Origin of the sequence: Nonomuraea gerenzanensis, assembly GCF_020215645.1 — a bacterium.
GTDB classification, from domain to species: Bacteria; Actinomycetota; Actinomycetes; order Streptosporangiales; family Streptosporangiaceae; genus Nonomuraea; species Nonomuraea gerenzanensis.
The window spans coordinates 2,561,285-2,581,885 of sequence record NZ_CP084058.1; the positions used below are offsets into that span (position 1 = coordinate 2,561,285).

Annotated in this window: 20 protein-coding genes; 8 read left to right on the forward strand and 12 right to left on the reverse strand. The window is 71.7% G+C overall.

All coding sequences use genetic code 11. The features are described from left to right. Positions 1–2 precede the first annotated feature (2 nt). Together LCN96_RS12315 and LCN96_RS12320 are read left to right on the forward strand one after the other, a co-directional pair. Complete coding sequence (locus LCN96_RS12315) at positions 3–914, forward strand: NAD-dependent epimerase/dehydratase family protein (RefSeq protein WP_225272728.1); 912 nt, start codon at positions 3–5, stop codon at positions 912–914. Next, the gene (locus LCN96_RS12320) at positions 911–1,801 is read left to right on the forward strand and encodes a Gfo/Idh/MocA family protein (protein ID WP_225272729.1); all 891 of its coding nucleotides are present in this window, start codon (positions 911–913) and stop codon (positions 1,799–1,801) included. Before LCN96_RS12315 ends, LCN96_RS12320 begins: the two co-directional genes overlap by 4 nt. Positions 1,802–1,814: 13 nt before the next feature. On the opposite strand, the gene LCN96_RS12325 is transcribed toward LCN96_RS12320, so the two are convergent. From LCN96_RS12325 to LCN96_RS12340, 4 genes are read right to left on the reverse strand one after another with little or no spacing between them, the layout of a single operon-like run. Next, positions 1,815–2,639: a trypsin-like serine peptidase gene (locus LCN96_RS12325; protein WP_225272730.1), complete on the reverse strand. Its 825-nt coding sequence runs from the start codon at positions 2,637–2,639 to the stop codon at positions 1,815–1,817. Positions 2,640–2,694: 55 nt separating this feature from the next. Continuing rightward, entirely contained in the window at positions 2,695–3,702 is a 1,008-nt protein-coding gene (locus tag LCN96_RS12330; protein ID WP_225272731.1) for an acetamidase/formamidase family protein, read from the reverse strand. Beyond that, positions 3,699–5,066 carry an APC family permease gene (locus LCN96_RS12335; RefSeq protein WP_225272732.1) on the reverse strand — a complete coding sequence of 456 codons (1,368 nt, stop codon included), beginning with the start codon at positions 5,064–5,066 and terminating at the stop codon, positions 3,699–3,701. Before LCN96_RS12335 ends, LCN96_RS12330 begins: the two co-directional genes overlap by 4 nt. A gap of 52 nt (positions 5,067–5,118) precedes the next feature. Then, on the reverse strand, positions 5,119–6,198 hold the full coding sequence (locus LCN96_RS12340; protein ID WP_225272733.1) for a substrate-binding domain-containing protein: 1,080 nt from the start codon (positions 6,196–6,198) through the stop codon (positions 5,119–5,121). A gap of 47 nt (positions 6,199–6,245) precedes the next feature. Between LCN96_RS12340 and LCN96_RS12345 the strand changes: the two genes are divergently transcribed. Beyond that, complete coding sequence (locus LCN96_RS12345) at positions 6,246–6,689, forward strand: MarR family winged helix-turn-helix transcriptional regulator (protein ID WP_225272734.1); 444 nt, start codon at positions 6,246–6,248, stop codon at positions 6,687–6,689. A 315-nt stretch (positions 6,690–7,004) separates the two neighbouring features. On the opposite strand, the gene LCN96_RS12350 is transcribed toward LCN96_RS12345, so the two are convergent. From LCN96_RS12350 to LCN96_RS12360, 3 genes are all read right to left on the reverse strand, one after another. Further along, on the reverse strand, positions 7,005–7,208 hold the full coding sequence (locus tag LCN96_RS12350) for a hypothetical protein (RefSeq protein WP_225272735.1): 204 nt from the start codon (positions 7,206–7,208) through the stop codon (positions 7,005–7,007). A 74-nt stretch (positions 7,209–7,282) separates the two neighbouring features. Further along, entirely contained in the window at positions 7,283–8,560 is a 1,278-nt protein-coding gene (locus tag LCN96_RS12355; protein ID WP_225272736.1) for a Glu/Leu/Phe/Val family dehydrogenase, read from the reverse strand. 110 nt (positions 8,561–8,670) lie between these two features. Continuing rightward, positions 8,671–8,871 carry a hypothetical protein gene (locus LCN96_RS12360; protein ID WP_225272737.1) on the reverse strand — a complete coding sequence of 67 codons (201 nt, stop codon included), beginning with the start codon at positions 8,869–8,871 and terminating at the stop codon, positions 8,671–8,673. Here LCN96_RS12360 and LCN96_RS12365 point away from each other — a divergent pair. The 4 genes from LCN96_RS12365 to LCN96_RS12380 all read left to right on the forward strand — a co-directional run bounded on the left by LCN96_RS12365 (position 8,801) and on the right by LCN96_RS12380 (position 12,765). Beyond that, the gene (locus LCN96_RS12365) at positions 8,801–10,324 is read left to right on the forward strand and encodes an alkaline phosphatase D family protein (RefSeq protein WP_449867093.1); all 1,524 of its coding nucleotides are present in this window, start codon (positions 8,801–8,803) and stop codon (positions 10,322–10,324) included. The two genes, LCN96_RS12360 and LCN96_RS12365, sit on opposite strands and share 71 nt — an antisense overlap. Before the next feature lie 5 nt (positions 10,325–10,329). Next, positions 10,330–11,046 (forward strand): class I SAM-dependent methyltransferase, encoded by a 717-nt coding sequence (locus LCN96_RS12370; RefSeq protein WP_225272739.1) that lies wholly within the window; start codon positions 10,330–10,332, stop codon positions 11,044–11,046. A gap of 80 nt (positions 11,047–11,126) precedes the next feature. Then, positions 11,127–11,702, forward strand: a complete 576-nt coding sequence (locus LCN96_RS12375) for an RNA polymerase sigma factor (RefSeq protein WP_225272740.1) — start codon at positions 11,127–11,129, stop codon at positions 11,700–11,702. Next, positions 11,695–12,765, forward strand: coding sequence for a CU044_5270 family protein (locus LCN96_RS12380; protein ID WP_225272741.1), 1,071 nt, complete (start codon positions 11,695–11,697; stop codon positions 12,763–12,765). Before LCN96_RS12375 ends, LCN96_RS12380 begins: the two co-directional genes overlap by 8 nt. Before the next feature lie 99 nt (positions 12,766–12,864). On the opposite strand, the gene rocD is transcribed toward LCN96_RS12380, so the two are convergent. The 3 genes from rocD to LCN96_RS12395 all read right to left on the reverse strand — a co-directional run bounded on the left by rocD (position 12,865) and on the right by LCN96_RS12395 (position 15,487). Next, positions 12,865–14,079, reverse strand: coding sequence for an ornithine--oxo-acid transaminase (rocD, locus tag LCN96_RS12385; protein ID WP_225272742.1), 1,215 nt, complete (start codon positions 14,077–14,079; stop codon positions 12,865–12,867). Positions 14,080–14,081: 2 nt separating this feature from the next. After that, positions 14,082–14,879 (reverse strand): dimethylargininase, encoded by a 798-nt coding sequence (gene ddaH / locus LCN96_RS12390; RefSeq protein WP_225272743.1) that lies wholly within the window; start codon positions 14,877–14,879, stop codon positions 14,082–14,084. 128 nt (positions 14,880–15,007) lie between these two features. Further along, the gene (locus LCN96_RS12395; RefSeq protein WP_225272744.1) at positions 15,008–15,487 is read right to left on the reverse strand and encodes an Lrp/AsnC family transcriptional regulator; all 480 of its coding nucleotides are present in this window, start codon (positions 15,485–15,487) and stop codon (positions 15,008–15,010) included. Positions 15,488–15,580: 93 nt separating this feature from the next. Between LCN96_RS12395 and LCN96_RS57085 the strand changes: the two genes are divergently transcribed. Beyond that, on the forward strand, positions 15,581–17,932 hold the full coding sequence (locus tag LCN96_RS57085; protein ID WP_311132264.1) for a GH1 family beta-glucosidase: 2,352 nt from the start codon (positions 15,581–15,583) through the stop codon (positions 17,930–17,932). Here the strand turns inward: LCN96_RS57085 and LCN96_RS12410 are convergent. Together LCN96_RS12410 and LCN96_RS12415 are read right to left on the reverse strand one after the other, a co-directional pair. Further along, a complete protein-coding gene (locus LCN96_RS12410) occupies positions 17,929–18,873 on the reverse strand; it encodes an isopenicillin N synthase family dioxygenase (RefSeq protein WP_225272745.1) in 945 nt (314 codons plus the stop codon). The genes LCN96_RS57085 and LCN96_RS12410 overlap by 4 nt on opposite strands. A gap of 29 nt (positions 18,874–18,902) precedes the next feature. Continuing rightward, entirely contained in the window at positions 18,903–20,504 is a 1,602-nt protein-coding gene (locus LCN96_RS12415; RefSeq protein ID WP_225272746.1) for a hypothetical protein, read from the reverse strand. Positions 20,505–20,601 lie beyond the last annotated feature (97 nt).

Sequence of the window (20,601 nt, forward strand, 5' to 3'; positions counted from 1 at the left end):
ACATGGGTAAGCACGTCGTCGTCGGTTCGGGTCAGGTCGGCGCCCACCTGGCCGCCAAGCTCATCGCCCAGGGGCACGAGGTCGTCGTCGTGACCCGCTCGGGCAGCGGCCCCGCCGGCGCCACCAAGGTGGCCGCGGACGTCGCCGACCAGACCAAGCTCATCGAGGTCACCCGGGGCGCGGACGTCCTGTACAACTGCGTCAACCCCGCCTACCACCGCTGGCTCACCGACTGGCCGCCGATGGCCGCCTCGTTCCTGGCCGCCGCCGAGGCGAGCGGCGCCGTCTACGTGATGCTCGGCAACCTCTACCCGTACGGGCCCGTGTCCGTCCCGATGACCGAGGACCTGCCGCTCTCCTCCCCTGACCCCAAGTTCCAGGTACGCGCCAGGATGTGGGCCGACGCGCTCGCCGCGCACGAGGCGGGCCGGATCAGGGTCACCGAGATCCGCGGCTCCGACTACTACGGCCCCGGTGCCACCGACCAGTCCTACCTGGGCGACCGCTTCACCGTGCCGCTCAGGGCCGGCAAGCCGATCGTGTCGCCCTGGCCGGTCGACCTGCCGCACACCTGGACGTACCTGCCGGACGTGGCCGACACGATGATCACGGCGGGCGCCGACGAGCGCGCCTGGGGCAGGCCGTGGCACGTGCCCAGCGCGGAGCCGCTGACCTTCCGCGAGATGGCGCGGCGCATGGCCGCCGTGACCGGCAGCCCCGAGCCCCGGCTGCGGGTGATGCCGTGGGCGCTGGTGCGCGCGGCCGGGCTCTTCTCGCCCATGCTCGGCGAGCTGGGGCACGTCCGCTACCAGTTCACCGCGCCGTACGTGCTCGACTCCTCGGCCTTCCAGCGCACGTTCGGCGCCGCGCCTACCCCGGTCGAGACGGCACTCAAGGCTACGCTCGTCGGATGAAGATAGCCATGATCGGTCTGGGCGACATCGCGGAGAAGGCCTACCTTCCCGTGCTGGCCGCTCAGCCCGCTCTCGACCTGCACCTCTGCACCCGTAACGAGGCCCGGCTGCAGCGGCTCGGCGACACCTACCGGATCGGCGCCCGCTTCACCAGCGTGGACGAGGTGATCAAGGCGGGGGTGGACGCGGCGTTCGTGCACGCGGCCACCCACGCCCACCCCGAGCTCGTCGAGCCGCTGCTCAGCGCCGGGATCCACGTCTACGTCGACAAGCCGATCGCCTACACGCTGGCCGAGTCGGAGAAGCTCGTCCGCCTGGCGGAGGCCGAGGGCAGGTCCCTGATGGTGGGCTTCAACCGCCGCCACGCCCCCGGGTACGCCGAGCTGGCCGCCCACCCCCGCCATCTCGTCCTGATGGAGAAGCACCGCCACAACAACCCCGAGGCCCCGCGCAAGGCGGTCTTCGACGACTTCATCCACGTCGCCGACACGCTCAGGTTCCTGGCGCCCGGCCCCGTCACCGGCACCACGATCAGGACCCGCGTCAGGGACGGCCTCATCGAGCACATCGTCCTGGAGCTGTCGGGCCACGGCTTCACCGCCATCGGCGTGATGAACCGGATGAGCGGCGCCTCCGAGGAGACCTGCGCCGCCATGGGCGACGGCGCCAAGCGGCGGGTGGTCAACCTCGGCGACGTCATCGACTACCAGGGCGGCGAGACCCTCGCCCGGCGGCCCGACTGGGTGCCGGTCGCCCAGCAGCGCGGCATCGAGCAGGTCTGCCTGGAGTTCCTGGCGGCGGTGCGCGACGGGCGGCGCATCGACGCCGCCGACGCGCTGGCCACCCACGCCCTCTGCGAGGAGATCGTCCTCCAGGCAGGCTCGTGAACGAACGGTGAGCTCAGCCGGCCGGCCTGAGCCGCATCGCCCGGTCGGCCCGGTCGAACATCCGCTGGAACGGCCTTCCCCCCAGCCGGGTCAGCACGGTGTACCCCTTGGCGTCGCTCAGCGGGCTGGACGACGACACGACACCCGCCAGCGCCCCGCCGTACAGGGCGGGGCCGCCGCTGCCCCCCGCCGCGGCGTGGCAGTTGCGCGTGACCATCAGCCCGGGCCCCTCGGACACCCCCTCGACGGCGTCCCCCACACACCGGTACAACCTCGTGCCCGGATACCCCCGGCCCGCCGGATACCCGAGCAGTTCGAGACCGCGCAGCCCGGTGCCCCGGGTCGTGGGCATCGGTGACAGCCCCTTCCCGGTGACCGACTCCAGCGGGCGCCTGCCGCTGGCGACCCCGACCAGCCCCACGTCGTACGGCAGCAGCTCCGAGGAGTACGGCCGGGTGCGCCACTTGGCCGGCACCCACGCGCGCACGACCGGCCAGACCCCCATCGGCGGCCGGCCCCGGTCGAACCCGGGCAGGAAGGCCAGGTGCTCGAGCAGCCGCCCGTCGTGGTACAGGCAGTGCGCCGCCGTCAGCACCAGGCTGCGGCTGCGCGAGCTGATCACCGTCCCCCCGCACAACACGTCCGTCTTCGCGACCGGATCCCGGCCGAGCAGCACCCCGGTCAGCCGCCGCGCCCCCGTGTAGGGGCGCGGGACCGGCGCGTAGCCCAGGCGGTCGCCGTCGGGGGTGAGCACACGGGGAACGGGGACGTTACGTTGGGACACCTCGGCGACGGCGGCTGGATCGAGCAGGACCAGAGACAGGGCCAACCTGAGCACCCTGCCACTGTAGGACGAAGATGATCAGCTCTCTGACCTGCGACATGAAGGTTTACTAACTCGTGTACTGGGCACCGAGCGCACGTAGCCGGGCGTGCGCCGACTCGTAGACGCCCGCCGCCTCGCCGAGATACGCCTTGGGCAGCTTGGCCACCATCGTGTAGTTGGTGTCACAGACGTTGCCCACCGGCGCCTGCCCCGCCTGGCTGACGAGCTGGTAGGCGTCGAGCGTGTCCAGGCCGGTCAGCTCGGAGGTCCAGGTGACCAGGTCGTGCTGGCTGATCCGGTACGCGTCCTCCAGCGGCCTGGCCGACCCGGTGGACATCAGGTGCAGGTCGTCCTCCAGGCGCGGCCACGGCGTGGCCATCCCCTTGATCAGCTCGACCGCGACCACGGTGTTCATGGCCGACTCCACCGCCGTCCCGCACACCTCGCCGTGGCCCTGCAGCCCGTGGCCGTCGCCGATGGAGAACATCCCGCCCTCGACGTTGACGCCCAGGTAGACGGTGACACCCGCGCGCAGCTCGGGGGTGTCCATGTTGCCGCCGTGCGCGTCGGGCGTGATCGTCATGCGGGCCTCGTTCGCGCCGGGGGCCACGCCGACCGTGCCGTGCATGGGGTCGAGCGGCAGCGCGACGCTGAAGTCGCTGTTGCGGGCGTGGTAGACGGCCACATTCCGGTCGAGGTCGAGGTCGTAGCGCCAGACCCGCTCCTCCAGCGGCGGCTGCAGCATGGCCGTGGTGTGGGTGCCGGTCAGCGCGCCGAAGTGCGGGAACGTCGTGGAGACCGCCCAGTCTCTGGCCGGGGTGATCGTGATGAAGTGCAGGGCCAGCGTGTCGCCCGGCTCGGCGCCCTCGACGTGGAAGGGGCCGGTCACCGGGTTCAGGTACGGGAACTCGCACACCCGCGACGGCAGGTCGTCCACGGTCCGGACGCGCCCGCCGAAGCAGTCCTCGGTGTAGAGCTCCAGGATCGTGCCGGGGCGTACCTTGCCGAGGGCGGGCCGGCCGCCGAAGGTGTAGCTCAGCTCCTCCGGCTTCGGACGGAAGGAGACGACGTTCATTTGACCTCCGTTGGCAGTACGGGCCGGCGGCCCAGCAGATACGAGCCGCCGAGGACGAGCAGGCCGAGGGCCAGCCAGATGCCGCCGACCCACTGGGCAGCGACGTTCTGGTTGATCACGACGGCCACCAGGACGGCGAAGCCGATCACGGGCGCGATCAGGTGCGCCCACAGGTTACGGCTGCGCTGCCTGATCAGGTAGTGCACGACCACGGCGATGTGCAACAGCAGGAAGGCGCTCATGGCGCCGAAGTTGACCAGCGAGGCCAGCTCGCCGATGCCGTTCTCCCTGGTGCTCATGTAGATGCCGAGGATGAGCGAGATGGCGGCGACCGCGAGGGTGGCGTTGACCGGCACGCGGTGCTTGGGGTGGACGGCCGCCAGGAAGCGCGGCAGCTGCCGGTCCCTGGCCATCGCGAACAGCAGCCGCGAGGTGGCGGCCTGCGCGACCAGCGAGTTGGCGAAGCCCCAGGCGATGGCGGTGGCCACGGCGGTGAGCACCGACAGCCACTGGCCGCCGGCGAACGCGGCGGTGTCGTAGAAGGCGCTGCCGGCTGCGTCGCCCTCGGCGATCAGCTTGGCCCTGTTGGGCGTGAGCAGCGCCGCCACCCACGTCTGCACCACGAACAGCACGGCCGCCACCGCCAGCGCGGCCACCATGGAGCGGCCGAGCCGCCGGGCGTCCTCGCGGTTCTCCTCGGCCAGGGTGGAGATGCCGTCGAAGCCGAGGAACGACAGCACGGCCACCGACGCGGCGGCGAGCACCATGCTCCAGGTGAAGGAGGAGGAGTCGAACAGCGGGGTGAGGAAACCGGTCTGCGCCTTGCCCTGCGCCAGCGCGACGCCGCCGACCACGAGGAAGATCGCCAGCACGGCCAGCTCGGCGATCAGCATGATGCGGGTGATCCTGGCCGTCATCTGGATGCCCAGGTAGTTGACGACCGTGTTGAGCACCACGAAGATGACCAGCCAGCCCCAGACGGGGATCGCCGGCACGAACGAGCTCATGGCCGCGCTGGCCACCAGGTAGAGCAGCGACGGCACCAGCACGTAGTCCAGCAGGATCGCCCAGCCGGCGATGAAGCCGACGGGGGCGGCGATGCCGCGGCCCGCGTAGGTGTAGACCGAACCGGCCATCGGGAACGCCCGGGCCATCTGCGCGTACGACAGGGCCGTGAACGCCATCGCCACCAGGCCGATGACGTAGGCGAGGGCCACCATCCCGTGGGAGACGGCGAAGACGTTGCCGAAGATGCCGAACGGGGCGATCGGCACCATGAAGATCAAGCCATAGATCATCAGATCGGCGAAGCCGAGGGAGCGCTGAAGCTCCTGGCGGTAGCCGAACTGCTCGACGCTGCTCATGTACGGCTCCTAGTGCTTGGGGGGCGTTCTGCACCTTAGAGCCAAAAGCTTTCTACTGAAAAGGTTTCTCCAGGAAGAAGTCCAGGCCATCGGCCCTGCCGAGGTGGACCGGCTGGCGCACCTGGCGGCCGAGCAGCGTGATCGTGCCGCGCGCGCTGGTGATCGCGGTGCCGTCGGACACGGCGTCGAGGTCGGGCACCGCCAGCGAGCCGGCCCGCGCGCACAGGGCCGCCAGCATCGCCACGGCCTCGTAGCAACCGTGGCCGTGGGCGTTCAGCAGGGGCGCGTCGTCGCCGAACCGGGCTGTGTACCGCTGGGAGAAGTCGAGGCTGGCCGGGGTCGGCAGGCCGCGGAAGTAGCCCATGGACGCGTACAGCTCGCCGGTGGCGTCGCCGCCGATGCCCAGCAGGCCGTGCTCCTCCAGCGCCGCGCACAGCCGGGCCGCGCGCAGCCCGGACGCGGCGAAGGCCCGGTTGAAGGCCACCAGGTCGCTGCCGATCAGCGTCAGCAGGATGGCGTCGGGCCGGGTGTCGGCCACCCGGCCGAGCCAGCGCACCGCCTCGCCGTACCGGACGAAGCGCTCGCCCACCACCGTCGCGCCCGACGCGCGCAGCCGCCTGCGGGCGCTGGCGTGCACCAGGCGGGGCCAGATGTAGTCGTTGCCCAGCAGGAACCAGCGGCGCGCCCGGCGCGGCCCGGCCAGCCACTCGATGCCGGGTGCGAGCTGCCGGTCGGGGGTCTCGCCGAGGTAGTAGACGCCGGGCGCCCGGCCGCCGCCCTCGTACGGCGGCGCGTACACGAACGGCACCCGCCCCGCGATCGCCGCCACCACCTCGACCCGCACGTCGCTGGCGTGCGCGCCCGCCACGGCCGCCAGCGTGCCCGACCGGACCAGGCCCGCCACCTCGGCGGCGACCTGCCCGGCGGGCCGCCCGCCGTCGATCAGCACCAGCTCGACCGGCCGGCCCAGCACCCCGCCCCCGGCGTTGACCTCCTCGGCGGCCAGCACGGCACAGTTGATCGCGGACGGGCCCATCAGGCCGAGCACCCCGGACACGGGGACGATCAGGCCGATCCTGACCGAGCCCGCAGGGAGGAGCCGCGCTTCGAGAGGATCGACGGTCGCCGCCACGCCGACGAGTATCCTCCCTTCTAGCTGCCCGACGAAAGGACCTCACCATGACGACCTCCGGGCTCGGGTCCTCACTCGCCTATCTGCTCAGCCGTGCGGAGCGCAGCGTCAACCGGGGGCTGGCGGCGGCGCTGGCGGGGGAGGACGTGACGGTCGAGCAGTGGCGGATCATGCGGGCGCTGGCCGACGGGCGGGGGGAGTCGATGGGGGAGCTGGCCGAGGCCGTGCTGATGCCGCACCCAACGCTGACCAAGGCGGTGGATCGGCTGATCGATCGGGCGCTGGTGTATCGCGGGCCGTCGAAGGGGGATCGGCGGCGGGTCGCGGTGTTCGTGTCGGGGCGGGGGGCGGAGCTGCTGGGGCGCGTGGACGGGGCGGTGGCCGAGCAGCAGGCGTTGATCGCTCTGGCGTTCGGGCGAGAGCGCATCGAGAGGCTCATGCGCGATCTCGAGGGTCTGGTGGAGGCTCTGGACGCGGAGCGCGCGTTCTGATCACAAGATTCTTCGGGAACCCCCACGGGCCGCCGCCGTCATGCGTGTCGGAGACCCGCTGCGCTCGCCGTAGGTCACGCATCCGGTCCCGCCGTGCGGTTCCTGGCGCTGGGTGAGGGCGCGGGCGAAGAAGGTGGCGTGGGCGATCGGAGCCGGTAGGGCGCAGGCGAGGTCGTCTGGACTGCCCAGGGTCGTCGTGCATCAGGCCGTCGCGCGTGACGAGGCTGATGACCTGGCGGGAGCGGGGGTGTCGCAGGCGGTCAGGACCTGGGTGGCGAAGGCTTCGACGAAGGTGACCGGGCGGCGCCCGGGAACTCAGCCCCGGTCGCGCTTCTTGGAGGTGTCCGCCCAGACCAGTGCCACCACCCCGGCCAGCGCCACCCCCAGATACGCGGGCAGGGGCAACTCCACCAGCCGGTGCAGGAACCCCCACTCGCTGTCGAACCACATCCGCCCGATGAACCCGCCGAGCCCCTGGATGATGGCGATCACGGCCACGACGTTGATGATGCCTCTCATGGGCACAATGATCGCGACACGGGGCCCGCCCCGGCATCGAACCTTGGGCGAGCCCCGCGCTACTTAAGTCGCTCTCACGGGTAGAGGCCGCGCATCTGGTGCGCCTCGGCCACCCGGCCCACGCCGATCACGTGCGCCGCCTGCCGCATGGTCAGGCCGCGCTCGGCGGCCAGCGACTTGACCTCGGTGAAGGCGTTCAGCATGAGGTCGCGCAGCTTGAGCTCGATCTCGCCTGAGCTCCACGCGTACGCCTGCATGTTCTGCACCCACTCCAGGTACGACACGATCACCCCGCCCGCGTTGGCCAGGATGTCGGGCACGACCAGGGTCCCGTTGGCGGCGAGGATCTCGTCGGCCCCGGGCGTGGTGGGGCCGTTGGCGCCCTCGACGACCAGGCGGGCGCGGATCCGCGGCGCGTTGGCCTCGGTGATCACGCCTTCGAGCGCGGCCGGGACGAGCACGTCCACGTCCAGCTCGAACAGGTCCTCGTGGGACAGCGCGTCGGCCTGGTGGAAGCCCCGCACGCCGCCGGTCTCGGCCGCGTACGCACGCAGCCGCGCGACGTCGAGGCCCGCGGCGCGGTAGACCGCCCCGGTGACGTCGGAGACCGCCACGACCTTGCACCCGGCGTCGGACAGGTACTGGGCGGCCAGTGCGCCCACCTTGCCGAAGCCCTGCACGGCCACGGTCACGCCCTCGGGCGAGCGGCCGAGCGCGGCCAGCGCCGCGATCTGCACGCCGCGCGAGGTCGCGCCGGTGCGGCCGAGCGAGCCGCCCAGCGTCATCGGCTTGCCGGTGACCACTCCGGGCACCGAGTAGCCCGCGCTGACGCTGTAGGTGTCCATGACCCAGGCCATGGTCTGCTCGTCGGTGCCGACGTCGGGCGCCGGGATGTCCTTCTCCGGGCCGATGAGCGGCATGATCTCGCTGACGTAGCGGCGGGTCAGCCGCTCCAGCTCCCGGGTGGTGAGCCCTGCCGGGTCCACGGCCACGCCGCCCTTGGCGCCGCCGTACGGGATGCCGACCAGCGCGCACTTCCACGTCATCCACATGGCCAGCGCGGTGACCTCGTGGATGTCGGTGCCGGGATGAAAGCGGAGGCCGCCCTTGGCGGGGCCGCGCGAGACGTTGTGCTGGACGCGGTAGCCCTGGACGACGTCCAGGCGGCCGTCCTCGCGCCGCACCGGGACCGAGACGGTCAGCGAGCGGCGCGGCGTGGCCAGCATCGTGCGGAGCCCGTCATCGAGCCCGAGATGCGCGGCGGCCTGGTCGAGTTGGTGGAGAGCGGAGTCGAGGGCCTGGCGGCCCGGGGTGATCAGGGCCGGCGTCGTTGACGGCACCATGATGCTCATGGAAGAAGTTCCTCCCGGTATGTACGCCCTATTTGTGGAAAAAGCGCCGTTGCCTTCCCCATTTGGGCGTTGTTGTCACGATCATCCTAGGGCGAGGGGTTTGACGTTGCCTAGTTTTGGTAGAAATCCAAGCCGGTGATCAGGCTGCTGTGGACCGTGCCACTCTGGCAGGCTTGCGGAGCGAGAGTGTGACGGATCGACGAATTGAGGGGTGGAATGCCCGCACTGGTGGTGGGGCCGATGTTGAGATACGTCGACTCGGACAGCGCCTCGATCTGGGTGGAGACCGCCGAACCCTGCACGGTCGCCATAGTGGCGGACGGCAGGACTTACCGGTCGCCTACCTTCACCGTGCACGGACACCACTACGCGATCGTGGATCTCGTTGAGTTGTCCCAGGATATCGCGTCGTACACGGTGGAGCTCGACGGGGAGCAGGTTTGGCCCATGGCGGGTCGCCCGCCGAGCAGGATCCGGCTGCTGCCGCCCGAGGGGGTGCGGCGGCTGGCGTTCGGCTCGTGCCGGACGAGCGTGCCGCACGACGCCGCGCACGTGCGCTCGCACGGCGACGACGTGCTGCGCGCCTTCGGCGAGCACCTGCCGGAGGCGGGTGACGAGGAGTGGCCCGACCTGCTGCTGCTCCTCGGCGACCAGGTCTACGCCGACAACCCCTCGCCCGACATGCTGGCCTTCATCCGCTCCCGCAGGAGCGGCGAGCCGCAGGGCGAGATCGCGGACTTCGAGGAGTACGCCGAGCTCTACCGCCAGGCGTGGACCGAGACGGAGATCCGGTGGCTGCTGTCCACCGTGCCCACCGCGATGATCTTCGACGACCACGACCTGCGTGACGACTGGAACACCTCCCAGCCCTGGCGCGAGCAGATGGCCAGGACACAGTGGTGGCAGCGCCGGGTGGTGGCGGGGCTCGGGGCGTACTGGATCTACCAGCACCTCGGCAACCTCTCGCCCGCCGAGCGGGCCGAGGACGAGCTGCTGGCCAAGCTGATGGCCGGCGACGGCGGGGCGGCGCTCGACGCGTTCGCCGAGCGGGCCGACGCCGAGCCGAGCAGCAACCGCTGGAGCTACGCCCGCGACCTCGGCCCCGCCCGCCTGATCATGGTGGACACCCGCTGCGCCAGGCAGCTCACGCCCGGCGACCGGCGCATGCTCGACCCGGTGGAGTGGGACTGGCTGCAGGAGCAGGTGCGGCAGCCCGCCAAGCGGCTGATCATCGGCTCGTCGATCCCGTTCATGCTCCCCGAGGGCGTCCACGGCGTGCAGAACTGGAACGAGGCCCTGTGCGACGGCAGGTGGGGCCCGTTCGTGCGCCGGTGGTCCGAGACCCTGCGCCAGGCCATCGACCTGGAGCACTGGGCGGCGTTCCGGCGCTCCTTCGACGACCTGGCCAAGCTGCTGATCGGGCTGGGCAAGCCGGTGCTGATCCTCTCGGGCGACGTGCACTACTCCTACCTGGCCAGGGCCGACAGGGGCCCGGTCTTCCAGATCGTCTGCTCGCCCATCCGCAACCCGCTCAGCCGGATGCTGCGCTGGGCCAACGTCTTCACCCAGTTCTCCGTCGCCACCCTGGTCGGCAGCCTGCTGGCCCGGCTGGCGGGCGTGCCGCGCCCGCCGTTCCGCTGGAAGATCACCAAGGGCCCCTGGTTCCAGAACGCGCTGGCCACGCTCAACCTGCCCGACGAAGTCACCTGGTACGGCTCCACCGGCGAGGAGGTCAAACCGATCGGCACCACCCGCCTACGCTGATCCTCATGCGCGATGACACTTACGCCCCTGCCGTCCCCTTCTACGACCTCTTCCACGAAGACGGCCACGTGCCCGCGATCCGCGAGCTCCTGCCGCCGCTGCTGGCCGGCGTGCGCCGGAGCGTCATCGAGATCGGCGCGGGCACCGGCCTGATCACCGAGCTGATCGCGCGGGTCACCCCCGCCGAGGTCTACGCCCTGGAGCCGTCGCTCGGCATGCGCTCCGTGCTGGTCTCCCGCCTGGCCACCGACCCCGAGGTGTTGCGCAGGGTGACGGTGCTGCCGTGCGGGGCGCTGGACGCCGAGGTGGACGAGCCGGTCGAGGCCGTCGTGATGATCTCGGTGTTGCAGAGCTTCGCCGCCGCCGAGCGGGCGCAGCTGTGGCGGGTGCTGGGCAGGCTGCTGGAGCCCGGCGGGCGGCTGCTGTTCAACTGGCGCGACCGGGCCCCCGCCGTGCCGGGGGAGCCGCAGGTCCTGGGCTCCTACCAGGTGGGCAGGCACACCTACGAGGTCGCCGGGCAGGTGCTGGAGGCCGAGGGGGAGCGCGTCACCTCGCGCTTCCACTACCGGATCAGGCAGCGCGGCGCGGTGATCAGCGACGACGAGCTGATCAGCACCGTTCACTGGCCCGCCGGAGACGTGCTGGCGGCGGAGCTGAAGGAGGCCGGCTTCCAACCGGGCGAGGCCCCCGAGGGGATGCAGGTCTGGCTGATGCCGAAATAGTGGGAACCGGCTCCTGACGTGCGGCCAACAACAGGGTGACCGCACGAGAGAGGACCGGCTACGTGGTGGGAGTTCAGGATGTGCCTGACACACACGACGACGCGGCGCTGATCGCCCATTCGATCGGCGATCCGGAGAGCTTCGCGGCGCTGTTCGACCGGCACGCCGACGAGATCCACAGGTACGCGGCCCGCCGCCTCGGGGGCGAGCTGGCCGACGACGTGACCGGCGAGGTGTTCCTGGCCGCCTTCCGCGGCCGGGCCCGCTACGACCGCTCCTGGCCCGACGCCCGCCCCTGGCTGTACGGGATCGCGACCAAGGTCGTCTCCCAGCACCGCAGGGCCGAGCGGCGGCGCACCGCAGCCCTGGCCAGGGTGAGCGTGGAGCGCCCCGGCACGTTCGACGAGCGCAGCGCCGACCGGGTCACCGCCGAGCAGCTCCAGCCCCGCCTGGCCAGGGCGCTGACCGGGCTCAGCGCGGCGGAGCGGGACCTGCTCCTGCTGGTGGCCTGGGCGGACCTCACCTACGAGGAGGCGGCGCTCGCGCTCGGCGTGCCCGTCGGCACCGTCCGCTCCCGGCTGCACAGGCTGCGCGTCAAGGTGCGCAGGGCGCTCGGCGGCACCGATCCCTTCGCAGAGGAGCCTCAGCATGGATGACGAGATTCGCGTGTTCGCCCAGGCACGGCCGCAGGCGCCGCCGTACGGGGCCGAGGCCAGGGCGCGGGCACGGGAACGGCTGGTCGCGGAGGCGCGGGGTGGCCGCCGGTTCCGGGCGCCCCGGCTGGGCTGGCAGGCCGCCGCCGCGTTCGGGGTGACGGTCGTGCTGGTCGGCGGGGTGGCCGTGGTCCTGTCGGACCAGGGGGCGGGCCCCGGCCCGACCACCTCGGCCGTGCAGTCCGTCGGCATGCCGCAGGACGAGCTGCACCCGCGGCCCGGCCAGTTCATCCTGGTCGAGTCGGAGACGATGTACTCCTCCCACGACATCGCCGCGGACGGCACGGCGACGCGCTACCTCTACCGGACGCACCGCAGGATCTGGCAGTCCACGGACGGCAGCGCGGACGGCCTGCTGATGACCGAGAGCCGCGAGCCGCAGCCGTGGCCGGGCGAGCCGCTGCCGGAGTCGGTGAAGACGCCCCCCGCAGGCGAGTCCTACACCGGGCTGGCCTCCTGCCCCGACAGGTTCGGCGCCCACCGCACCGACTACGCCCACCTGAGCACCTGGCCCACGGACCCCGCCGAGCTGCGCGAGCACCTCTACCGGCTCAGCCACAGGGAGCCGGACCCCGGCGAGCAGGTGGACCGCGACCTGGCGGCGTTCGAGCAGGCACGCAGCACGCTCCTGGAGACGTACCTGCCGCTGGCGCAGCGCAGGGCGCTGTTCGAGGCCGTCAAGGGCATCGCGGGCGTCGAGCCCGCCGACGGGGTGCGCAACTCCTCAGGACGTGAGGGGACGGCGCTGCAGCGAGCGGATGACCGGGGCCTGCTCACGCAGCTCATCTTCGACCCCGAGAGCTACCTGTACCTCGGGGAGCGGCAGGTGGTCGTGGACGCGGCCAAGGCGGAGGCTCCCGAGGGCAGCGTGCTGGCCTGGACGGCGCAGGTCGGCGTCGCGGTCGTGGACCGGCTGCCGGACGTGGAGGCGGACACGGAGGGCGACCTGACCTGCGCCCAGCCGGAGTCCCCGGTGCCCGGCACGCCCACGCAGCCGGCCGAGTAGGCGCCGTGGCGGCGCCCGGCCCCGTGAGCCGGAGGAGCGTCTCCCTGGACAGGGCCCAGCCACGTGCGGTGGGTGGGCCCTGCTCCGCTCTGCCGTGAACTATGTGGTCTTCAGCTCGTAGATGGCGTCGGCGAGCTGGGAGATCGCCCAGAGGAGGTCCTCCTCCGAGACCACGATCGGCGGCGCCAGCCGGATCGTGGAGCCGTGCGTGTCCTTGGCCAGCACGCCGCGCTTCAGCAGCGCCTTGGACACCTCGCGGCCCGTGCCGATCGACGGGTCGATGTCCACCCCGGCCCACAGCCCGCGCCCGCGCACCTCCAGCACGCCCTGGCCGACCAGCTCGCGCAGCCTGCCGTGCAGCACCTCGCCGAGCTTCGTGGCGCGCGCCTGGAACTCGCCGGTGTTGAGCAGCTCGATGACCGCGTTCGCCACCGCGCACGCCAGCGGGTTGCCGCCGAACGTGGAGCCGTGCTGCCCCGGGTGGATGATGCCCAGCACGTCGCGGTCGGCCGCGATGGCCGAGACCGGCACGACCCCGCCGCCCAGCGCCTTGCCCAGCACGTAGATGTCCGGGACGACCCCTTCGTAGTCGCACGCGAACGTCTGCCCCGTGCGCCCGAGCCCCGACTGCACCTCGTCGGCGATCATCAGGATGCCCTCGGCCGTGCACAGCGCCCGCAGCTCGCTCAGGTACCCGTCCGGCGGCACCAGCACGCCGGCCTCGCCCTGGATCGGCTCGACCAGCACCGCCACCGTGTTCGCGTCCACGGCCGCCCGCACCGCCTCGACCGAGGCGTACGGGACGATCCGGAAGCCCGGCGTGTACGGGCCGAAGTTGTCGTGCGCCTCCGGGTCGGTGGAGAAGCTGACGATCGTGGTGGTGCGGCCGTGGAAGTTGCCCTCCATGACGATGATGTTGGCCTGCTCGGGCTCGACGCCCTTGACCTCGTACCCCCACTTGCGCGCCACCTTGATGGCGGTCTCGACGGCCTCGGCGCCGGTGTTCATGGGCAGGACCAGGTCCTTGCCCGTGAGGTCGCCGAGCCCGGTGCAGAACTGCGCGAACTGGTCGTGGTAGAAGGCGCGGCTGGTCAGCGTGAGGCGTTCGAGCTGCTCCTTCGCCGCCTCGATGATCTTCGGATGGCCGTGGCCGAAGTTGAGCGAGGAGTAGCCGGACAGGCAGTCCAGATACCGCTTGCCGTCGACGTCGGTGACCCAGGCGCCGTGCGCCTCGTGGATCACCACCGGCAGCGGGTGGTAGTTGTGCGCGCTGCGGCGCTCGCTCACTTCGATCAGCTCTGCGCTGGTGGTCATGATCAGTTTTCCCCCCTGATCTCCAGTGTGCAGCACTTGGGCCCGCCACCTGCCTTACGCAGCTCCGACAGATCGACCGGGATGACCTCGTACCCGCGTCGCTTGAGCTCCAACTGCAGGTCGGACGCCTCGGCGTTGATGACGACGTTCGTGCCGTCGCTGACCGCGTTGAGCCCGAGCACCTCGGCGTCGCGGGCGCTCGCGATCACCGCGTCGGGGAACATGCGGCGCAGCACCGCGAGGCTGCCCGGCGAGAAGGCCTCCGGGTAGTAGGCGACGTTGCGCCCGTCCAGCGGGAACAGCGCCGTGTCCAGGTGGTAGAAGCGCGGGTCCACCAGCGTCAGCGAGATCACCGGGCGGCCCAGGTACTCCTGCGCCTCCTGGTGGGCGACCACGTCCGTGCGGAAGCCGGTGCCGGCCAGGATGACGTCGTCGAGGGTGAGGAAGTCGCCCTCGCCCTCGTTCACGTGCGCCGGCTCCAGCGTCGGGTAGCCGCGCTCGGCGAACCAGCGCAGGTAGGCCGGGCCCTCCGGGCCGCGCTGCGGGTAGGCGAAACGGGCGCCGTACGCGCGCCCGCCGACGACGAGGGCGCCGTTCGCGGCGAAGACCATGTCGGGCAGCCCGTCGATCGGGTCGATCAGGCTGACCCGGTGGCCGAGCTCCTCGTAGGCCGCCTTCAGGCCCTCCCACTGCCGGACCGCCACGTCGCGGTCCGCGCCGGCCTCGGGATGCATCCACGGATTGATCGCGTACTCGACCGTGAAGTACTCAGGGCGGCACATGAGGAAGTGTTTGGGCATGCAGCACTCCATCGGCTGTAAACAGGGAAAACCCCAGCTCAGGGGTTGAGGACAGCCTAAGAAGGGGGTTTGCGCAGGCCAAGGGGTTGACATTGCGTGTTCGCGCGAGTCTGTTGCGTCTCCGGCCCTCAGGTGCCCGAATCGTTGCGTGGGTCCGGCACGACGGCGCCGGGAGGTGTGTCCACGAGCCTCGACAGCACGATGGAGCTCTTGGTGCGCACCACGAACGTCATCGCCGCGATGCGCTCGATGACCCGCTCCACGTGCCGCACGTCCGTCGCCCTGATGTGCAGCAGCGCGTCCGCCTCGCCGGTGATCGTGGCGGCCGCCACCACCTCGGGGAACCGGGACACGGCCAGCGCGATGTCCGACGGCTTCGTCTTGCCCTGGCAGAACAGCTCCACGTACGCCTCGGTCGTCCAGCCGAGCGCCCGCGGCGAGACCCGCGCGCTGAACCCGGTGATCGCCCCCGTCTCGCGGAGCCGGTCCACCCGCCGCTTGACCGCCGACGCGCTCAGCCCCACCTGCTGCCCGATGTCGGCGTAGGTCTGGCGGGCGTCGTCCACGAGCGCCGCGATGATGTCCCGATCGAGCTGGTCCAGTTCCACCGGCTCTGTATACCGCCTGGCCTGGCTGGCGCGCGACGAGCGGCGCGCGGGAGACTGTGCGGGATAAACCGTGACCGAAAGGCATCCGCCATCATGAGCACCACGAGCTTCCCCGAGGGCTTCGTGTGGGGAGTTTCGACGTCGGCTTTCCAGATCGAGGGCGCCACTTCCGCCGACGGCCGCCGGCCGTCCATCTGGGACGTCTTTTCCGCGGACCGGGCGGAGGCCTGCGACCATTACCACCGCTATCCCGAAGACGTGCGGCTGATGAAAGAGCTGGGAATGGCCGCCTACCGGTTCTCGGTGAGCTGGGCGCGGGTTTTCCCAGAAGGGCACGGCAAACCCAACGCGGCCGGGCTCGACTTCTATGACCGGCTGCTCGACGAGCTGGTCGGCGCGGGCATCACCCCGTACGCCACCCTCTACCACTGGGACCTGCCGCAGGCGCTGGAGGAGCGCGGCGGCTGGCCGTCCCGCGACACCGCCGCGCGGTTCGCCGAGTACGCCGCCGCCGTCCACGAGCGGCTCGGCGACCGGGTGGGCACCTGGTTCACGCTGAACGAGCCGTGGGTGGCGGCGTTCCTCGGCTACGGGGCCGGCATCCACGCGCCAGGCCGCAAGTCGGCCGCCGACGCCTTCCGCAGCGCCCACCACATGCTGCTCGGCCACGGCCTGGCCGTCCAGGCGCTGCGCGCCGGCGGGGCCGAGCAGGCCGGCATCGTGCTCAACATCTCGCCCGTCATGACGCCCGCCCAGGTCAGCGACTTCGGCAGGGAGCTGTCGGAGGAGGACGCCGCGGCGGTGGCCAGGATCGACGCGCTGGTCAACCGGCAGTTCCTGGAGCCGGTGCTGCGCGGCGCGTACCCGGCGGAGCTGCTCCCCGTCATCGAGCGCAACGGCGGCCTCGACCACGTGCGGGACGGCGACCTGGAGACCATCTCCCAGCCCGTCGACCTGCTCGGCGTCAACTACTACAGCCCGCTGGTCGTCCAGGCGCAGCCCAGCGAGCCGGCCGACCCGGCGTATCCGGGCAGCGAGGGAATCCTCTTCTGCACCATTCCGACGGCGGTCACCGCGATGGGCTGGCCGATCGTGCCCAATTGCCTCTCCCTGCTGCTGGGCCGCATCTCCCGGGAATATCCCGGCCTCGATCTGATGGTCACCGAGAACGGCGCCGACTTCGTGGACGTGGTGACCGGCGACGGCATTCACGACGTCGAGCGCATCAGTTTCATCGAGGAGCACCTGCGCGCCCTGCGGGCGGCGATCGACGACGGCGCCCGGGTGCGCGGCTATCTCGTCTGGACGTTGCTCGACAATCTCGAATGGTCCGACGGCTACCAGCGCAAGTTCGGCCTCGTGCACGTGGACTTCGCCACCCAGCGGCGCCGGATGAAGGACAGCGCGCTGTGGTACCGCGACGTCATCAGCCGCAACGGCCTGGCCGGGACGCCGCCCAAGAGGCCCACGCTGGAGACGGTGGCCGCCCGCGCGGGCGTGTCCAGGGCCACGGTCTCCCGGGTCGTCAACGGCGAGTCGTCGGTGAGCCCCGAGGTGCGGGCCGCGGTGATGCGGGCCGTCAAGGAGCTCGGCTACGTGCCGAACCTGGCCGCCCGCAGCCTCGTCACCCGCCGCACCAACGCGGTCGCCCTGGTGCTGTCCGTCCCCCGGCAGGGCGCCGACCCGCTCACCTCGGCCGTGGTCCAGTACGTGACGAGCCTGCTGGAGGGCGCGGGCAAGCAGATCACGCTCATGCTCGCCGACACGGCCGAGAGCCACCGGCGCATCGCCGCGCACGTCGAGGCCCGGCTCGCGGACGGCGTCGTGCTGCTGCCGCCCGACCGGGGCGACACGCTGGCCGAGCGGCTCTCCCGCACCGAGGTGCCGCTCGTGCTACTGGGCAAGCCGCCGATCGCGTCGCTCGTCCCGTACGTGGACGTGGACAACGCGGGCGGGGCCGCCACCGCCACCGAGCACCTGCTCGCCCAGGGGCGCCGCCGCATCGGCATGGTGTGCGGGCCCCTGGACCTGGTCACCATGCAGGACCGGCTGGCCGGGCACCGGGCGGCGCTCCAGCGCGCGGGCCTGACGCCGCACCTGGCGCCGGCCGACGACCTCACCCGCGCCTCGGGCGCAGCCGCCGCCCTCCGGCTCCTCACCGACGTGCCGGCGCTCGACGCCGTCTTCGCCGCCACCGACCAGCTCGCCATCGGCGTCCTCCAGGCGGCCCGCGAGCTGGGGCGGCGGGTGCCCGAGGACCTGGCCGTGGTGGGCTTCGACGACGTGGACGCCGCCTCGGCCACCACCCCGGCACTCACCACCGTGCGCGTGCCGGTCACGGACCAGGCGCTGGCGCTCGCGCGGCTGCTGCTGTCCAGGCTGGAGGGCCGCCACACCACCTCCGTGGTGCTGCCCACCCGGCTTGTCGTGCGCGAGTCGGCCTAGAGCCGCTGCTGCTCGAACAGGTGCGGGAAGACCTTGGAGACCTTGGACAGCAGGTACTCGCCGTAGGTGCCGGTGAAGTCCACCTGGCCGTCCCAGCGGCGGCCCGGGGCGTAGGGGAGGGGCGGGACCTCGCTGTCCCAGCCGGGGTCGAAGAAGAACGGGAAGCTGAGGCGCTCGTTGCTGCTGCGGTTGCGGACGCGGTGCGGGGTGGAGCGGTACTGCCCGCCGGTCAGCTTGTCGAGCATGTCGCCGATGTTGCACACGAACGTGTCCTTCAGCGGGGGCGCCTCGATCCAGCCGGTCGTCGTACGGACCTGGAGCCCGCCGTTGCCGTCCTGGAGGAGCAGCGTCAGCAGCCCGTAGTCGGTGTGCTCGCCGACGCCCCAGGTGTCGGGGTCGTCGGCCGGACCGGGCGGATAATGAAATATCCGGAAAAGGATCGTGGGGTCGGCCGTGTAGCCCGTACGGAAGTAGTCCTCCGCCAGCCCCAGGCTCAGCGCGATGCCGCCCATCACCGCCTGCCCCACCCCCGTCATCGCGTCCAGGTACTCCAGCACCGCCTCGCGCAGCTCGGGCACCTGGGCGGGGAAGAGGTTCGGCCCGTGCAGGGGGACGGTGCCCGGCGGCTCCTCGGCGCCGAAGTAGACGCCCTCCTTCAGGTCGGGCCGCCCGGAGGTCAGCTCGCCGCCGACCGGGAAGTAGCCCCGCCACGCCCGGCCGCCCCCGGCCATCGCGATCTCGTTCTTGACCTGCTCGGGCAGCGCGAAGAAGCGCCTGCTCGCCGCGTCGAGCCGCTCGATGAGGCCGGGCGGCACGCCGTGGCCCGTGACGTAGAAGAAACCGTGCTCGCGGCAGGCGGCGCCGATGGCGTCGGCGACGGCCTGCCTTTCGTGGCCCGCCGTGAGGAGCGGGGCGATGTCGATCACCGGCAGTTCGCTCATCGCACCATTGTTCCCCCGGGAGCCGCCGATCAGCGCTCCCCGTGCTCTTCGCGCGGCGGGACGGCACGCGGCCTGAGGTCCTCCCGGGCGGTGCCCATGAGTGGGCTCAGAACGTCGATCTTGTCGCGGATGGACGGATCCATGGCGAGGAGCAGGTAGAGCACCGCCCAGGCGACGCCGATCACCTTCGCCCAGGCCAGCATGGGCGCGTCCAGGCCGACGAAGGGCTGGAGCAGGAGGACACCGGACAGGGGGGCGGCCATCACCACGAGGGTGCGGGTCACGTCCAGCGCGATGCCGCGGCGGCTGCGGGGTCGTTGCGGCCGCGACGGCGGAGGCTTCCAGGGCAGCGCGCCGAAGTCGCCGGAGGCGTAGCGGGAGGTGAACGTGTGCAGGTCGGTCTCCAGGGACCGCCACCCCGGCTCTGTGGCCGCGATGATCCGGCGTTTGTAGCTCCGGATTGCTCTGGCCACTCCTGCGCCCCTGCCTCTGGCCCATTCCCGGGTCTCGCCGTCGCCGGTGTGGACCAGGCGGGCCGGCAGGTCCTTCTCCAGCCGTCTGGCCACCCATTCGAGCTCCGACACCCATCTGGCTCTGTAGCCGAGATCGTTCCTGAGCGTGGGATCAGGAGTTTCCAGCATCAGCCTGACGAGCGAGTCGAGGATGGCCCATCGGAGGTCGCCTTCCCAGACGCGGTTGAGACGCAAGGCGGCCAGACGGAGGGCGGCCTGATACAGCATCCGCCTGATCAGCCAGTGCACGGCATACCCGAACCCGGTCAGCCAGAGCCCGTCGGGCCAGAGCCGGAACTCGGCTCCCGGTGCGTAGGCCCCGGCGGCCCAGGCGGTGAGGCCGGGGATGACGACGAGCAACCAGGGCAGCCACTCGACGATCCTGCTGGCTCGCAGCGTGGTCTGGCGGCTGAGCACGTGGTGCTGGCCGGCGACGAGGGCCAGGCCGATGAGCGCGCATGGCACCACGATCGCCGGCCTCGGCCCCCACAGGCCCGCCGTCACCAGCCACATCGCCGCGACCTGTCCCGCCGTCCCGGCCGTGAGCCTGGCTCCGCGGCCCCATGCGCCGGCCACGTTGTTCCTGGTCGTGGCCGCGACCCACTGGCGGATGCAGTTGTCGAGACGCGTGCGGACGTTCGCGCGGATGGCGTCGTCACGGATGTCCAGCTTGCTGACGATCTCGAGCGCCCTTGACTGGTGATCCCATGAGTCGTGCTCGCTCTGCTCCCGGGCGAGCAAGCGGCGCCGTACCGCCGCCAGCGGGCCGCCGGTGCGTGACCAGGCCTTCAGCCACTGAAGGGTGGGATGTCTCCCGGTCTCGGCGTAGGCGTGCGCGTGCCAGCCGAGCCCGCTGTAGACCAGCCGGGCCGTGGCACGGAGGTAGGGGTCGTGGCGCGCGCCGTGCGGCATCTCGGCCAGCAGGGCCAGGGCGTCGCGGTAGCGCCCCAGGCAGTACAGGGCGTAGAGGCGGTTCTCGGCCACCTTCGCGTCGTCCGGTGCCAGCAGGTAAGCCTGCGCCAGCAGCGGTTCTGCCGCGGCCACGCCGTCCCGGCGCCACACCTCGTCGGCCTGTGCCAGGAGCAGTCGCGCGGGTGTCGCGGCGTCGCTGTCGTCCACGTTCCCCAGGATGACGGTGTTCGCGTCGTCAGGCGAGCGGAACGGGCCCGGGTGGTGAGGCGTTCCACCCGGGCCCGCGGGGACCTCTTGAGAGCGG

What these genes read in the sequence shown, in the direction of transcription:
- LCN96_RS12315 (WP_225272728.1), top strand. Translation starts at nt 3, where the DNA reads ATGGGTAAGCACGTCGTCGTCGGTTCGGGTCAGGTCGGCGCCCACCTG.
- LCN96_RS12320 (WP_225272729.1), top strand. Translation starts at nt 911, where the DNA reads ATGAAGATAGCCATGATCGGTCTGGGCGACATCGCGGAGAAGGCCTAC.
- LCN96_RS12330 (WP_225272731.1), bottom strand. Translation starts at nt 3,702, where the DNA reads ATGAACGTCGTCTCCTTCCGTCCGAAGCCGGAGGAGCTGAGCTACACC.
- LCN96_RS12335 (WP_225272732.1), bottom strand. Translation starts at nt 5,066, where the DNA reads ATGAGCAGCGTCGAGCAGTTCGGCTACCGCCAGGAGCTTCAGCGCTCC.
- LCN96_RS12345 (WP_225272734.1), top strand. Translation starts at nt 6,246, where the DNA reads ATGACGACCTCCGGGCTCGGGTCCTCACTCGCCTATCTGCTCAGCCGT.
- LCN96_RS12350 (WP_225272735.1), bottom strand. Translation starts at nt 7,208, where the DNA reads ATGAGAGGCATCATCAACGTCGTGGCCGTGATCGCCATCATCCAGGGG.
- LCN96_RS12355 (WP_225272736.1), bottom strand. Translation starts at nt 8,560, where the DNA reads ATGAGCATCATGGTGCCGTCAACGACGCCGGCCCTGATCACCCCGGGC.
- LCN96_RS12365 (WP_449867093.1), top strand. Translation starts at nt 8,801, where the DNA reads ATGTTGAGATACGTCGACTCGGACAGCGCCTCGATCTGGGTGGAGACC.
- LCN96_RS12360 (WP_225272737.1), bottom strand. Translation starts at nt 8,871, where the DNA reads ATGGCGACCGTGCAGGGTTCGGCGGTCTCCACCCAGATCGAGGCGCTG.
- LCN96_RS12370 (WP_225272739.1), top strand. Translation starts at nt 10,330, where the DNA reads ATGCGCGATGACACTTACGCCCCTGCCGTCCCCTTCTACGACCTCTTC.
- LCN96_RS12380 (WP_225272741.1), top strand. Translation starts at nt 11,695, where the DNA reads ATGGATGACGAGATTCGCGTGTTCGCCCAGGCACGGCCGCAGGCGCCG.
- rocD (WP_225272742.1), bottom strand. Translation starts at nt 14,079, where the DNA reads ATGACCACCAGCGCAGAGCTGATCGAAGTGAGCGAGCGCCGCAGCGCG.
- ddaH (WP_225272743.1), bottom strand. Translation starts at nt 14,879, where the DNA reads ATGCCCAAACACTTCCTCATGTGCCGCCCTGAGTACTTCACGGTCGAG.
- LCN96_RS57085 (WP_311132264.1), top strand. Translation starts at nt 15,581, where the DNA reads ATGAGCACCACGAGCTTCCCCGAGGGCTTCGTGTGGGGAGTTTCGACG.
- LCN96_RS12410 (WP_225272745.1), bottom strand. Translation starts at nt 18,873, where the DNA reads ATGAGCGAACTGCCGGTGATCGACATCGCCCCGCTCCTCACGGCGGGC.